Genomic DNA, 16064 nt, shown 5'->3' on the forward strand with positions numbered 1-16064 from the left:
ATGACTGATGTGTCACAGGCTAAATGGTATGTAGCACATACTTATTCTGGCCATGAAAATAAAGTTAAGGCGAATATCGAAAAGTTGGTTGAAAATAGAGGCATGCAAGATGTAATATTTGAAGTTACTGTACCTACAGAAGAACATGTCGAAATTAAAAATGGCAAAAAGAAAATAAAAGAAAGAAAAAAATTCCCGGGGTATGTTATGGTCAAGATGTTAATGACAGATGAATCGTGGTATCTTGTGCGAAATACACGTGGAGTTACAGGTTTTGTAGGTCCTGGCTCAAAACCAGTCCCATTAACCGATGAAGAAGTAAGGAATATGGGAGTACAAGAGATATTGCCTTCAATAGACATTAATTCAGGAGATACTGTTAAAGTAATATCTGGACCTTTTGAAAACTTTATGGGTACTGTTAAAAACATCAACAATGAAAGAAGAAAACTAAAAGTATTTATATCTATGTTTGGGAGAGAAACACTCGTAGAACTAGATTTTGAACAAGTAGAGAGATTATAAGCTTTTTACTAACGATTTTAAGGAGGTGTAAGACATGGCAAAAAAAGTAACAGCTGTAGTTAAGTTGCAAATACCAGCTGGTAAAGCGACTCCAGCACCACCAGTAGGTACAGCATTAGGACCACATGGTGTTAACATTATGGGATTTTGTAAAGAGTTTAATGCTAAAACTATGAACCAGCCAGGAATGATTATTCCAGTAGTTTTAACAGTATATCAAGATAGATCCTTTACATTTATAACAAAGACTCCACCAGTAGCAGTCTTAATTAAAAAAGCTATAGGAATTGAGTCAGGTTCAGGAGAGCCAAACAAAAAGAAAGTTGCAACAATCTCGAGAGATAAAGTAAAAGAGATAGCAGAAACAAAAATGCCGGACTTAAACGCAAATGATATAGAAGCTGCTATGAGAATGGTATCAGGAACTGCAAGAAGTATGGGAGTAGTTGTAGAAGACTAGTTTTTAAATAAGTGGGAGGTAAAAAAACCGCTAATACCACAGAGGAGGTAATGTCAATGCCAAAAAGAGGCAAGAACTATAATGATAGTTTAAAACTTTACGATAAGCAAAAATTATATGATGTAAAAGAAGCGATTGAGTTAGTTGAAAAGACTAGCAAAGCTAAATTTGATGAAACAATAGAAGTATCAGCAAAGCTTGGAGTAGATTCAAGACATGCAGATCAACAAGTAAGAGGTACAGTAGTACTTCCACATGGAACAGGTAAAACAAAAAGAGTATTAGTTATAGCAAAAGCAGATAAGCAAAAAGAAGCTCAAGAAGCGGGAGCAGATTTCGTAGGAGCAGAAGAATATATAACTAAAATTCAAAGTGAAAACTGGTTTGACTTTGATGTTATAATTGCTACACCTGATATGATGGGTCTAGTAGGTAGATTAGGTAGAGTATTAGGACCAAAAGGTTTAATGCCAAACCCTAAATCTGGAACAGTTACATTTGATGTAGCTAAAGCAGTTAACGAAATTAAAGCCGGTAAGGTTGAATATAGAGTTGACAAAACTAATATAGTACATGTTGCTATAGGAAAGAAATCCTTTGGAACTGAAAAACTTATGGATAACTTTAATACACTTATGGAAGCTGTAATAAAGGCTAAACCATCAGCAGCTAAAGGTAAATATCTTAAGAGCGTAGTTATTTCTAGTACAATGGGACCAGGAATAAAATTAAACGCAGACAAGATTATGGAATAAAAATAGTAACTTTAAGCTTGACAACAAACATTGATTAATGTTAATATAGATATTGTTTGAAAATTGAATAATACTAACCGTAGACAGTAGGTACCGCAGGGTTTAAATTCCCTACCGAGGTTGTGAATGAATATAATTGTGATTTCACAAAGGGTCTTGTCTATGTAGAGAAGACCCTTTTATTTTATATACTGAGAAGGTTTGGTATTTGACTAGCAATCTGTCAAACTTAAAGAAATAATAAATATTGGGATGATTCCTGTTACAAGGAGGTGGAACCAAATGAGCAAGGCAATAATAGAACAAAAGAAAATATTAGTTTCTGAGATTCAGGAAAAAATAGAAAAAGCTCAAGCTATGGTACTTGTAGATTACAGAGGTTTAAACGTTGAAGAGGTTACAAACCTAAGAAAGAAGTTTAGTGAAGCTGATGTTGAATACAAAGTATACAAAAACTCTATGATGAGATTTGCTTTCAAAAATGCAGGATTAGAGGATTTCAATCAATTCTTAACAGGTCCAAATGCAGTAGCTTTTTGTGAAACAGATGCTGTAGCTCCAGCTAAGATAGCAGAGGAATTTGCTAAAGATCATAAGAACTTAGAGATAAAAGCTGGTGTTGTAGATGGAAAAATTATAGACATCAATGGAGTTAAAGACTTAGCTGCATTACCTCCAAGAGAGGTATTAATTGCACAAGTACTTGGTGGATTAAACGGTCCTATATCAGGATTTGCAAATGTATTACAAGGTACAATGAGAAATCTTGTATATGCATTAGATCAAATTAAGGAACAAAAAGAAGCGTAAAAAAATTATTATAATAGAAAGTATGGAGGGATTTACAAAATGGCAAGTGAAAAAGTTATGAATTTAATTGAAGAGGTTAAAGGTCTTACTGTTTTAGAATTATCAGAGTTAGTTAAAGCATTAGAAGAAGAATTCGGTGTTAGTGCACAAGCACCTGTAGCTATGGCTGCTATGCCTGTAGCTGGTGGAGCTGCTCCAGCAGCAGAAGAAAAAACTGAGTTTGACGTAGTATTAACAAGTGCTGGAAGCTCAAAGATTAAAGTAATCAAAGTAGTTAGAGAGTTAACAGGATTAGGATTAAAAGATGCTAAAGAATTAGTTGATGGAGCTCCTGGAACACTTAAAGAAGCTATCGCTAAAGAAGCAGCAGAAGAAATGAAGGCTAAATTAGAAGAAGTTGGAGCTACAGTAGAAGTTAAGTAGTAACAACAATCAACTAAACAGTCAAAGAAGGCACTCAGGGAGAACTTGAGTGCCTTAATTTTGCGTTTTAGTATATTTACAAAAATAAACAAGCAAAAATACAAAAAAATTATAAAATAGCTTGACAACTGGATTATGGTGTGATACCATTATAAAATGCCAAATAGTGAATAATTGGCATAGTTTTTGAATAAAAATTCCTGAAATGGGCATAATGTAATATATTTGTTTGTTATTTCATGGTAATTAAAACAATAAATTTTAGGATTGCTAAATGAGAGGTGAATATTGATGGTGCATCCAGTTTCACTTGGTAAAAGAGTTAGAATGACATATTCTAATATCGAAGAAGTTTTGGAAATACCTGATTTAATTGAGGTACAAAAGGATTCGTACAATTGGTTTGTAAAAGAAGGATTAAAAGAAGTATTTGAAGACATATCACCTATAGAAGATTACACAGGTAATCTTATATTAGAGTTTGTTGATTATTATATATCAGGAGACCCTAAATATGATGTAGGTGAAAGTAAAGAAAGAGACGCTAACTATGCGGCACCTTTAAAAGTAAAGGTTAGGCTAATTAACAAAGAGACAGGCGAAGTAAAAGAACAGGAAGTTTTTATGGGTGAATTCCCACTTATGACAGAAAAAGGTACATTTATAATCAATGGAGCAGAGAGAGTTATAGTTAGTCAATTAGTTAGATCACCAGGTGTTTATTATGTTCAAAACATTGATAAGTCAGGTAAAAAGCTAATTTCATCAACAGTAATACCAAACAGAGGAGCTTGGCTTGAATACGAAAGTGATTCAAATGACATTGTATATGTAAGAGTAGATAGAACGAGAAAATTACCTGCAACGGTGTTACTTAGAGCGCTTGGATACAGTTCGAACACAGAAATATTACAGTTACTTGGAGAAAACGAGTATATACTAAACACTCTAGAAAAAGATAATACTAGAAACGTAGACGAGGGACTATTAGAGATATATAAAAGGTTAAGACCAGGAGAACCGCCAACAGTTGATAGCGCAAAGTCGTTAATTAACACGTTATTTTTTGATCCTAAAAGATATGATTTAGCTAAAGTAGGAAGATATAAATTCAACAAAAAATTAGCTTTACATAATAGGATTATTGGAAAAATTTCAGCTGATGAGATTATTGACCCTAATACTGGTGAAATAATAATAGGCAAAGATGAAGAAATTACCAATGAGATAGCATTTAAGATTGAAGCTATGGGAATAAACACTATAGATGTAGTAAATGAAGAAGGAAAAATAGTTAGAATAGTAGGTAATCACTTTGTAGACGCGGGCACATTTGACTTACCTTTCTCTTTAAAAGAATTAGGACTTAAAGAGAGGGTTTATTATCCTGTAATGAAAGAGATAATAGATGAGTGTAAAGATGATTACGAACTAATGAAAGAAAAAATAGAAGAAAGAATAAGAGAATTATCACCTAAGCATATAACTATATCTGATATAGTTGCTTCAATGAGCTATGAATTTAATCTATTTCACAATATAGGAAAAGTAGATGATATTGATCATTTAGGAAATAGAAGAGTACGTTCAGTAGGTGAATTATTACAAAATCAATTCAGAATTGGTTTATCAAGAATGGAAAGAGTAGTTAGAGAAAGAATGACTATTCAAGATATAGATATAGCAACACCACAAGCCCTAATAAATATTAGACCAGTAGCTGCTGCGATAAAAGAGTTCTTTGGAAGCAGTCAGTTGTCACAGTTTATGGATCAGACCAATCCATTAGCAGAGTTAACACATAAGAGGAGAATGTCAGCATTAGGTCCAGGAGGACTTAGTAGAGATAGAGCTGGATTTGAGGTTAGAGACGTACATCATTCACATTACGGTAGAATGTGTCCTATAGAAACACCAGAGGGACCAAATATAGGTCTTATAAACTCACTAGCAACTTATGCGAGAATTAATGAATATGGATTTGTAGAAGCACCGTTTAGAAAAGCAGATAAAGAAAAAGGAATAATAACAGAAGACATACAATATTTAACAGCCGACGTAGAAGACTTTTTTGTAGTAGCCCAAGCTAACGAACCACTTGATAGCGAAGGTCGATTCGTAAATAAAAGAGTTGTTGCTAGAGCTAAAAATGGAGTAACTGAATTTGTACCTAGAAAAGAAGTAGATTTCATGGATGTTTCTCCAAAACAGATAGTATCAGTTGCAACAGCAATGATACCTTTCCTTGAAAATGATGATGCCAATAGAGCACTGATGGGTGCGAACATGCAGAGACAGGCAGTGCCTTTGTTAAAAACACAGGCACCTATAGTTGGAACAGGTATGGAATATAAGGCTGCAAAAGATTCAGGTATAACAATAATATCTAAATCAGATGGTATTGTTCACAAAGTATCTTCGGATGAAATTGCAGTAAAAAAAGATGAAGACGGTAAAATAGAAAGATATAAAACACTCAAATTCCAAAGATCAAATCAAGGAACATGTATTAATCAAAGACCAATAGTAAAAAAGAATGAAAAGATTACAAAAGGTCAAGTAATGGCAGATGGTCCTTCTACTGAGCAAGGTGAGATAGCTCTTGGAAAGAACTTACTGATAGGATTTATGACATGGGAAGGATATAACTACGAGGATGCTATACTGTTAAACGAGAATTTAGTTAAAAACGACGTATTAACGTCACTTCACATAGAAGAATACGAATCAGATGCAAGAGATACAAAGCTTGGACCTGAGGAGATAACAAGAGATATCCCTAATGTTGGTGAAGATGCACTTAAGGATTTAGACGAAAGAGGTATCATAAGAATAGGTGCAGAGGTTAAAACTGGTGATATCCTAGTTGGTAAAGTAACTCCTAAAGGAGAGACAGAGCTTACAGCAGAAGAAAGGCTTCTAAGAGCTATATTTGGTGAAAAGGCTAGAGAAGTTAGAGATACATCGTTAAGAGTACCTCACGGAGAAGAAGGTATAATACTAGATGTAAAAGTGTTTAAAAGAGAAAATGGCGATGAACTGCCAGCAGGTGTTAACGAATTAGTGAGAGTGTATATTATCACAAAACGTAAAATAAACGTTGGAGATAAGATGTGTGGTAGACATGGTAATAAGGGTGTTATTTCCAGAATATTACCAGAAGAAGACATGCCTTACTTACCAGATGGTACGCCTCTACAAGTCGTTTTAAACCCTCTAGGGGTTCCTTCTCGTATGAACCTTGGTCAGGTATTAGAAGTGCACTTAGGAATGGCAGCAAAGGCGTTAGGATGGCATATAGCTACGCCAGTATTTGATGGCGCAAACGAAAAAGATATAGAAGAGGCTCTAGAAAAAGCAGGGTTACCAAACACAGGCAAGATAGCTATAAGAGATGGTAGAACAGGTGAAGAGTTTGACAACCCAGTAACAGTTGGATATATGTACATGCTTAAACTGCATCACCTTGTAGATGATAAGATACATGCAAGATCTACAGGACCTTACTCATTAGTAACACAACAGCCACTAGGTGGAAAGGCACAGTTTGGTGGTCAAAGATTTGGTGAGATGGAGGTTTGGGCACTAGAGGCATATGGTGCAGCTCACACACTTCAAGAGATTCTTACAGTTAAATCTGACGATGTTGTTGGAAGAGTTAAAACATATGAATCAATAGTAAAAGGAGAGAATATACCTGAACCAGGTATACCAGAATCTTTCAAAGTATTAATAAAAGAACTTCAAAGCTTGTCGCTAGATATTAAAGTGCTAAATAGCTATGAAGATGAAATAGATATAAAAGAAATAGAAGATGATAGTGAAAGTAATTTAACTATTAACTATTTAGAACAAGAGAATGAAGAAGTACAACCTGAAGAGACAGTAGTAGAAGATGAACAAGAGAATGAAGAAGAGTTAAATGAGGTTGAACTTGATTTCATAGATTTTGAGAGCTTAGATGATGATTTTAATGATGATTATGAAGACTAGTACATTAGTCAGTATAGAAAAATAATCAAGAGGAAGGGAGAGAGTGCTCCTTGTTTGAACTTAACAATTTTGATTCAATAAAAATTGGTTTAGCTTCACCAGAAAAAATCAGGCAATGGTCAAGAGGAGAAGTAAAAAAACCCGAAACTATAAACTATAGAACATTGAAACCAGAAAAAGAAGGACTATTTTGTGAGAAGATATTCGGACCAACAAAAGACTGGGAATGTCATTGTGGTAAATACAAAAGAGTTCGTTACAAGGGAGTAGTTTGTGACAGATGTGGAGTGGAAGTAACAAAAGCTAAAGTAAGAAGAGAGAGAATGGGTCATATAGAGTTAGCGGCACCAGTATCCCATATTTGGTATTTCAAAGGAATACCAAGTAGGATGGGATTGTTACTGGATATGTCTCCAAGATCACTAGAAAAAATACTCTACTTTGCTTCATATGTTGTAATTGACCCAGGCGATACTTCTCTATCAAAAAAACAGCTTCTTAGCGAGAAGGAATACAGAGAAGCATTAGATAAATTTGGTAGAAAATTCAAGGCAGGTATGGGTGCAGAATCAGTTAAGAAATTACTTGCAGATATAGATTTAGAGAAAGAGTCCAAAGAGCTGAAAATCCAATTAAAAGAAAGCTCAGGACAAAAGAAAATTAGAATAATAAGAAGATTAGAAGTAGTAGAAGCATTTAGAAGGTCAGACAATGATCCTCAATGGATGATCCTAGATGTAGTTCCAGTAATACCACCTGATTTAAGACCGATGGTGCAATTAGATGGAGGAAGATTTGCTACGTCTGACTTAAATGACTTGTATAGAAGAGTTATAAACAGAAATAATAGATTAAAAAGATTATTAGACCTTGGAGCACCAGATATAATCGTAAGAAACGAGAAAAGAATGCTTCAAGAAGCAGTAGATGCATTGATAGATAATGGTAGAAGAGGTAGACCAGTTACAGGTCCAGGAAATAGACCACTTAAGTCATTATCAGATATGCTAAAAGGTAAACAAGGTAGATTTAGACAAAACCTACTAGGTAAGAGGGTTGACTATTCAGGACGTTCAGTTATCGTAGTAGGACCAGAGCTTAAATTCTATCAATGTGGACTACCTAAGAAAATGGCATTAGAGCTATTTAAACCATTTGTAATGAGAAGACTAGTAGAAGAAGGTCATGCACACAATATAAAAAGTGCCAAGAGAATGACAGAGAAAGTAAAAGCTGTTGTTTGGGATGTTTTAGAATCAGTTATTAAAGAGCACACTGTATTGTTAAACCGTGCCCCTACTCTTCATAGACTAGGTATTCAAGCATTTGAACCAATACTAGTAGAAGGAAAGGCTATAAAGCTTCATCCACTAGTTTGTACAGCATATAATGCTGACTTTGATGGTGACCAAATGGCTGTACACGTACCATTATCAGTGGAAGCTCAAGCAGAGGCTAGATTCTTGATGTTATCAATAAACAACATACTAGCACCTCAAGCAGGTAGACCTATATCTACTCCTACTCAGGATATGGTATTAGGAAGTTACTATCTAACAATAGACTGTGAGGGTGAGCCAGGAGAAGGAATGATTTTCAAAGACTTTAACGAGATGTTACTTGCTTACGATACTAAAAAAGTAGGGCTACATGCAAAAGTTAAAGTAAGAGTGAGATTAAATGAAGATGATAAAGGTCAGCTTGTAGAGAGTACAGTAGGTAGATTTATATTCAATGAGCATATACCACAAGATTTAGGTTTTGTTGATAGAACAAAAGATAAATATGCATTAGAGATAGATACGTTAGTAGACAAGAAAATGCTAGGTAAGATAATAGAAGCATGCTTTAGAACACATGGTAATACAATAACAGCAGTTGTATTAGATCATATAAAAGAGACAGGATTCCATTTCTCAACTATTGGAGCTGTAACAGTTAGTATAGGTGATATCATAATACCTGGAGAGAAAGAAAAACTTGTTTCAAAAGCAGAAGAAAGTGTAGACAAATATGAGAAAGCATATAGAAGAGGTCTGATATCTGATGAAGAGAGATATGAGAGAGTAATAGATATATGGACTAAGACTACTGAAAGTGTAACGGAAGCTTTGATGGGCAATCTTGATAGATTAAATAATATATTTATCATGGCTCATTCTGGAGCAAGAGGTAGTAGGAATCAGATTAGACAGCTTGCAGGTATGCGTGGTCTTATGGCCAATGCTACTGGTAAAACAGTAGAGATACCAGTTAAATCAAACTTTAGAGAAGGATTATCAGTACTTGAATTCTTTATATCTACACATGGTGCCAGAAAAGGACTTGCAGATACAGCTATCAGAACAGCCGACTCTGGATATCTTACAAGAAGACTAGTTGATGTTAGTCAAGATGTTATAGTAAGAGATTTAGACTGTGGCACGTCACAAGGAATAGAAGTAAAAGCCTTTAAAGATGGTAAAGAAGTAATAGAGGAATTACACGAAAGAATAAGTGGAAGAGTCTGTGTAGAAGACATAATCCATCCAAAAACTGGAGAAATAATAGTAAAAGAAGGCGACTATATAACAGAAGATCAATCAAAAGAAATTGAAGATTCAGGTATAGAAAAAATAAAAGTAAGATCAGTTCTTACATGTAATACTAAGCATGGAGTATGTGCTAAGTGTTATGGTAAAAACCTTGCAACAGGCGGAGATGTTAATATTGGAGAGGCAGTTGGTATAATAGCTGCTCAATCAATAGGTGAGCCGGGTACACAGCTTACGATGAGAACATTCCATACAGGAGGAGTTGCGGGTGGAGATATTACACAAGGTCTTCCAAGGGTTGAGGAGTTATTTGAGGCTAGAAAACCAAAAGGTCTTGCTGTAATAACAGAGATTGCTGGTGTAGTTGATGTAAAATCAGATAGAAAGAAAAAAGAAGTAATAGTGACATCTACAGACGGAGAAGCAAAGACATATGCTATACCTTACGGAGCAAGATTAAAAGTAAGAGATGGAGATATAATAGAAGCTGGAGATGTAGTAACTGAAGGTTCAGTAAATCCTCATGACATATTGAAGATAAAAGGAGTTTCAGGAGTTTATCAGTATATAGTAAAAGAGGTACAAAGAGTTTACAAGATGCAGGGTGTTGACATCAATGATAGACATATAGAGGTTATAGTTAAGCAGATGTTAAACAAAGTTAAGGTAGAAGATTCTGGAGATACAGATTTATTACCTGGAAGCCTTGTAAATATATTTGAGTTTGAATCAGAAAACAGAAAGATAGAAGAAGGCGGGGGAACTCCAGCAGTAGGTAGAAGAGTTCTACTTGGAATAACAAAATCATCACTAGCTACAGATTCGTTCTTATCAGCAGCATCTTTCCAAGAAACAACAAGAGTATTAACAGAAGCTGCTATTAAGGGTAAAGAAGATAAGCTGATAGGTCTAAAAGAAAATGTAATAATTGGTAAGCTTATTCCTGCAGGAACAGGTATGCATAGATACAGGAATGTAGCTATAAATGCACAGGAAACTCAAAGCTAAATAATATATTGACAGTTAGAACAAGTGATGTTAAAATATATAAGTGTGTAAATCAAGGTGATAAGAAGATTATATGGCGTAAGCTGTATAATCTTCTAGGTATGCATAAAGGAGGGTACTAACATGTTATCTCTGCTAAAAGAAGAGAAAAAGGTTGTTGGTACAAAACAGGCTGAAAGAGCATTGTTATCTGATCAAGTTAAATTAGTCTATATAGCTAGAGATGCAGATAGTCATGTAGTAAACAAACTAGTGGACATATGTAAGAGTAAGAATATAGAAGTTATATACGTCAACACTATGGAAGAACTTGGTAAAGCCTGTGAAATCGACGTTAATGCAGCATCAGTTGCATTATTAAAATAAATCAAACTAAAAGCTAAAAAGGAGGTGCCTAGATGCCAACTATCAACCAATTAGTAAGAAAGAGTAGAAAGAGCCTAAAAGGAAAATCAACTTCCCGTCACTTAAATGAGAGCTATAACTCATTAAGAAAGAAAATGGTTAAATCTTATTCTCCACAAAAAAGAGGAGTATGTACATCAGTAAAAACAACTACTCCTAAAAAGCCGAACTCAGCTTTAAGAAAAATAGCAAGGGTTAGACTTACAAATGGTCATGAGGTTACAGCTTATATCCCAGGTATAGGTCATAACTTACAAGAGCATAGTGTTGTTTTAATAAGAGGTGGAAGAGTAAAAGACTTACCAGGAGTTAGATATCACATTGTAAGAGGTACTCTTGATACATCTGGAGTTGAGAACAGGATGCAAGCTAGGTCAAAATATGGTACAAAGAGACCTAAGAAAAAATAATATCTAATTGTGCAAGATGTAACATTTCTTAACTCCTTAGATTATAAGGAGTTTAGTATGTGTTTATATATACATTAAGCGCACATCGGTGGTATTTTAAATGGGTTAATCGTACTATCGAGTACCTGTGAATTAATCAATGTTTATTAAGGAGGGAAGAACAGTGCCAAGAAAAGGTCATATTCAAAAAAGAGTAGTAATGGAAGATCCTATCTACAAAGATAAGGTAGTTACTAAATTAATCAATTCTATCATGCTAGATGGAAAAAAAGGAGTAGCTCAAAAGATAGTTTATGGTGCATTTGATATCATAAATGAAAAAACTGGAGAAGATCCATGCGAAGTATTTAACAAAGCTATGGAAAACATCATGCCTGTGCTAGAAGTTAAGGCAAGACGTGTTGGTGGAGCTACCTACCAAGTACCAATTGAAGTTAGAGCTGAAAGAAGACAAACTCTTGGATTGAGATGGTTAACAACTTACTCAAGAAAAAGAGGAGAAAAGACAATGAGAGAAAAACTAGCGAAAGAGTTAATGGATGCAGCTAACAATACTGGAGCTAGTGTTAAAAAGAGAGAAGATACGCACAAAATGGCAGAAGCCAATAAGGCATTTGCACATTTTAGATGGTAATAAATATTCTACTATAAATAGAAAAAGATAGAATATAGAATTTTCAATAAGGTTATAATAAACTTATTATAACTTAGCAGCAGGAAGGAGGAGTATTGTGCCAAGAGAGTTTTCGTTAAAAAATACTAGAAATATTGGCATTATGGCTCACATAGATGCAGGTAAAACTACAGCGACTGAAAGAATATTATACTATACTGGTAGGATTTACAAGATAGGTGAAACACATGAAGGTGCTTCACAAATGGACTGGATGGAGCAAGAGCAGGAGAGAGGTATAACAATTACATCTGCTGCCACTACAACTCAGTGGAAAGGTCATAGAATTAATATCATAGATACACCAGGGCATGTGGATTTTACTGTTGAAGTTGAGAGATCTCTTCGTGTATTAGATGGAGCAGTTGCGATATTTGATGCAAAGAACGGAGTAGAGCCTCAATCTGAGACTGTTTGGCGTCAAGCAGATAAATATAACGTTCCAAGAATCTGTTTTGTAAACAAGATGGATAAAATGGGTGCAGACTTTATACTTTCATTGCAGTCAATGAAAGATAGATTAAAAGCTAATGCAATAGCAATGCAATTACCAATTGGGGCAGAAAATGAATTCAGAGGAATAATCGACTTAGTAACTATGAAAGCCGTAATGTATAAAAATGATTTAGGAACAGATATGGAGACAGTTGAAATCCCAGAAGATTTAATGGATTTAGTTAATGAACACAGAGAAATATTAGTAGAAGCAGCAGCTGAGCAAGATGAAGAGTTAATGATGAAATACTTGGAAGGTGAAGAACTTACTGAGGAAGAAATCATGTTAGCTATCAGAAAAGGAACACTTGCTGTTGAAATAACTCCAGTATACTGTGGTTCAGCATACAAGAATAAAGGAGTACAGTTGTTACTAGATGCTATAGTAGCGCTTTTACCATCTCCATTAGATGTTCCAGCTATTACAGGATTACATCCTGATACAGACGAAGAGATTGAGAGAGCCTCTTCAGATGAAGCGCCATTTTCAGCATTAGCATTCAAGATAATGGCAGACCCATATGTAGGTAAACTATCTTTTTTCAGAGTTTACTCAGGACAGATGGCGAAAGGTTCTTACGTATTTAATTCAACAAAAGGTAAAAAAGAGAGGATTGGACGTATCTTACAGATGCATGCCAATACTAGAGAAGATATAGAGCAAGTATATGCTGGAGATATCGCAGCAGCAGTAGGATTAAAAATAACTACTACTGGAGATACACTATGTGATGAGAAAAATCCAATAGTACTTGAGTCTATGGAATTCCCAGAGCCAGTTATAGAAGTAGCGATAGAGCCTAAAACTAAAGCTGGTCAAGAAAAAATGGGTATAGCATTAGTAAAATTAGCTGAAGAAGATCCAACTTTCAGAACATATACTAATGAAGAAACAGGTCAAACAATAATAGCAGGTATGGGAGAACTACACCTAGATATCATTGTTGACAGACTTCTAAGAGAGTTTAAAGTAGAAGCAAATGTTGGTAATCCACAAGTTGCTTATAGAGAGACAATCACTATTAAAGCTGATGTTGATAGCAAATATGCTAAACAATCTGGTGGTAAGGGACAATATGGTCATTGTAAAATTATCATGGAGCCACTTGAGCCAGGTTCAGGTTATCAGTTTGTTGATCAAATCAAAGGTGGAGCTATACCAAAAGAATATATACCGCACGTTGATGCAGGTATAAGAGAAGCATCACAAAACGGTATCTTAGCTGGATACCCAGTAGTTGACTTTAAAGTAACATGTTATGATGGATCTTACCATGATGTTGACTCAAGTGAGATGGCATTTAAGATAGCTGGATCTATGGCATTTAAAGATGCTATGAAGAAAGCTAAACCAGTAATACTTGAGCCATACATGAAAGTAGAAGTACTAGTACCAGAAGAGTATTTAGGAGATGTAATGGGCGATGTTAGCTCAAGAAGAGGTAGAATAGAAAGCTTTACAGATAGAAATGGAATAAAAGTAGTTAATGCATTTGTTCCATTATCAGAGATGTTTGGTTACGCTACAGATTTACGTTCTAAAACTCAAGGTAGAGGAAACTACTCAATGGAATTAGATCACTTTGAAGCTGTACCTAAGAATATAGCTGAGAAGATAATGGAAAGATAAGGGACTGTCTATAAAGATACCCTATAAAATAATAGACAAATATTGAATTTGTCTGACATATTAAACTTTTTAAAGTGAAATTAAGGAGGAGAAAACAATGGCAAAAGCAAAATTTGAAAGAAATAAGCCACACGTAAACATAGGAACAATAGGACACGTAGACCACGGTAAAACAACATTAACAGCAGCAATCACAAAAGTGTTACATGAGAGATTAGGAACTGGAGAAGCAGTAGCATTTGATAATATAGATAAAGCTCCAGAAGAAAGAGAAAGAGGAATCACAATATCAACAGCACACGTTGAGTATGAGACAGAAGCAAGACACTACGCGCACGTAGACTGCCCAGGACATGCTGACTACGTAAAGAACATGATAACAGGAGCAGCACAAATGGATGGAGCGATTCTAGTATGTTCAGCAGCAGATGGTCCAATGCCACAAACTAGAGAGCATATACTATTATCAGGCCAAGTAGGAGTACCACAAATCGTAGTATTCTTAAACAAAGCAGATATGGTAGATGATGAAGAGTTAATCGAGTTAGTAGAAATGGAAATCAGAGAATTACTAAGCGAATATGAGTTTGATGGAGATAATGCAGAAGTAGTAGTAGGATCAGCATTAAAAGCATTAGAAGATCCACAAAGTGAGTGGGGAACAAAGATATTAGAGCTTATGGAAGCAGTAGATAGAGCAGTACCAGAGCCAGCAAGAGATACAGACCAACCATTCCTAATGCCAGTAGAGGACGTATTCTCAATCACAGGTAGAGGAACAGTTGCAACAGGAAGAATAGAAAGAGGAGTACTAAAAGTACAAGATACAATAGAGATCGTAGGATTAACAGAAGAGAAGAGATCAGTAGTATGTACAGGAGTAGAGATGTTCAGAAAGCTTCTAGATGAAGGAAGAGCAGGAGATAACATCGGAGCATTACTAAGAGGAGTACAAAGAACAGATATTGAAAGAGGTCAAGTATTAGCAAAGCCTGGTTCAATAACACCACATACGAAGTTCAAAGCAGAGGTATATGTATTAACAGAAAAAGAGGGTGGAAGACATAAGCCATTCTTTAGTGGATACAGACCACAATTATACTTTAGAACAACAGACGTAACAGGAGCAATAGAATTAGCAGAAGGCGTAGAAATGTGTATGCCTGGAGATAACGCAGCGTTATCAGTAGAATTAATTACACCAATAGCAATGGAAAAAGGACTTAAGTTCGCTATCCGTGAGGGTGGAAGAACAGTTGGTGCTGGTGTTGTTAGTGAGATTATAGAATAATCTAAAAGATAATAAATAAGAAGGGGTTAGTAGCCTCTTCTTTTTTTGAAGAAATAAATAAAAAAAAATAAAAAAAACCCTTGTATTTTGTGGTGTTATATTGTAAAATAATAAGGTGTGCTACAGACATGCGATGAGGCAAAAGGTTGCTGCTTGTGTAAAAACAGGGAATTTTTGCTGAGAAGGTCCGATTATAAATCGGGCGGTTGGATTAGCTGATTTAATTATCAATATACAAAACACACGGAAGAGTGTATCGGCAATCCCATGTCGTATGGTAGAACTAAACATGCGATAGAAGGAGGGAATTACTAATGGCAAATGGAGTTAATGTGAAGCAGAAAATAAGAATTAGACTTAAGGCATACGACCACAAGATTCTTGATCTTTCAGCACAAAAGATTGTAGAAACTGCAAAGAGAACAGGAGCAAAGGTGTCAGGACCTGTGCCGTTACCAACTGAAAAACAAGTTATAACAATTCTAAGAGCAGTTCACAAGTACAAAGATTCAAGAGAGCAGTTCGAACAAAGAACTCATAAAAGATTGATTGACATATTAAGTCCAACTTCAAAAACTGTTGAATCATTAATGAGATTAAACTTACCTGCTGGAGTTGATATTGAAATCAAGCTATAAGCTAAGCTTTTGCA

The 16064-nt window shown here is 35.1% G+C and carries 13 protein-coding genes and 1 other annotated feature; all 13 genes read left to right on the forward strand.

The window, feature by feature from the left end:
- The 13 genes from nusG (at position 1) to rpsJ (ending at position 16050) form a co-directional block, all read left to right on the forward strand.
- A complete protein-coding gene (gene nusG, locus P3X86_RS12740; RefSeq protein WP_483293079.1) occupies positions 1-525 on the forward strand; it encodes a transcription termination/antitermination protein NusG in 525 nt (174 codons plus the stop codon).
- A gap of 34 nt (positions 526-559) precedes the next feature.
- The gene (rplK, locus tag P3X86_RS12745) at positions 560-985 is read left to right on the forward strand and encodes a 50S ribosomal protein L11 (protein WP_483293080.1); all 426 of its coding nucleotides are present in this window, start codon (positions 560-562) and stop codon (positions 983-985) included.
- 56 nt (positions 986-1041) lie between these two features.
- Complete coding sequence (gene rplA / locus P3X86_RS12750; protein ID WP_483293081.1) at positions 1042-1740, forward strand: 50S ribosomal protein L1; 699 nt, start codon at positions 1042-1044, stop codon at positions 1738-1740.
- Between the two features lie 59 nt (positions 1741-1799).
- Positions 1800-1932: a sequence feature (ribosomal protein L10 leader region), on the forward strand.
- 90 nt (positions 1933-2022) lie between these two features.
- Positions 2023-2550, forward strand: a complete 528-nt coding sequence (gene rplJ, locus P3X86_RS12755) for a 50S ribosomal protein L10 (RefSeq protein WP_483293082.1) — start codon at positions 2023-2025, stop codon at positions 2548-2550.
- A gap of 39 nt (positions 2551-2589) precedes the next feature.
- Positions 2590-2973, forward strand: a complete 384-nt coding sequence (gene rplL / locus P3X86_RS12760; protein WP_483293083.1) for a 50S ribosomal protein L7/L12 — start codon at positions 2590-2592, stop codon at positions 2971-2973.
- Positions 2974-3264: 291 nt separating this feature from the next.
- Positions 3265-6966, forward strand: a complete 3702-nt coding sequence (rpoB, locus tag P3X86_RS12765; protein ID WP_483293084.1) for a DNA-directed RNA polymerase subunit beta — start codon at positions 3265-3267, stop codon at positions 6964-6966.
- Between the two features lie 50 nt (positions 6967-7016).
- Positions 7017-10508 carry a DNA-directed RNA polymerase subunit beta' gene (gene rpoC / locus P3X86_RS12770; protein WP_483293085.1) on the forward strand — a complete coding sequence of 1164 codons (3492 nt, stop codon included), beginning with the start codon at positions 7017-7019 and terminating at the stop codon, positions 10506-10508.
- 123 nt (positions 10509-10631) lie between these two features.
- Positions 10632-10874 (forward strand): ribosomal L7Ae/L30e/S12e/Gadd45 family protein, encoded by a 243-nt coding sequence (locus P3X86_RS12775; RefSeq protein ID WP_483293086.1) that lies wholly within the window; start codon positions 10632-10634, stop codon positions 10872-10874.
- A 32-nt stretch (positions 10875-10906) separates the two neighbouring features.
- On the forward strand, positions 10907-11323 hold the full coding sequence (gene rpsL / locus P3X86_RS12780; RefSeq protein WP_483293087.1) for a 30S ribosomal protein S12: 417 nt from the start codon (positions 10907-10909) through the stop codon (positions 11321-11323).
- 163 nt (positions 11324-11486) lie between these two features.
- Positions 11487-11957 carry a 30S ribosomal protein S7 gene (rpsG, locus tag P3X86_RS12785; protein ID WP_483293088.1) on the forward strand — a complete coding sequence of 157 codons (471 nt, stop codon included), beginning with the start codon at positions 11487-11489 and terminating at the stop codon, positions 11955-11957.
- 97 nt (positions 11958-12054) lie between these two features.
- Positions 12055-14121: an elongation factor G gene (fusA, locus tag P3X86_RS12790; RefSeq protein WP_483293089.1), complete on the forward strand. Its 2067-nt coding sequence runs from the start codon at positions 12055-12057 to the stop codon at positions 14119-14121.
- 97 nt (positions 14122-14218) lie between these two features.
- Positions 14219-15412, forward strand: a complete 1194-nt coding sequence (tuf, locus tag P3X86_RS12795; protein ID WP_483293076.1) for an elongation factor Tu — start codon at positions 14219-14221, stop codon at positions 15410-15412.
- Between the two features lie 314 nt (positions 15413-15726).
- A complete protein-coding gene (gene rpsJ, locus P3X86_RS12800; protein ID WP_483293090.1) occupies positions 15727-16050 on the forward strand; it encodes a 30S ribosomal protein S10 in 324 nt (107 codons plus the stop codon).
- The last annotated feature ends 14 nt before the right edge of the window (positions 16051-16064 follow it).

The sequence above is a fragment of the Abyssisolibacter sp. ZYX002 genome, from assembly GCF_056892235.1.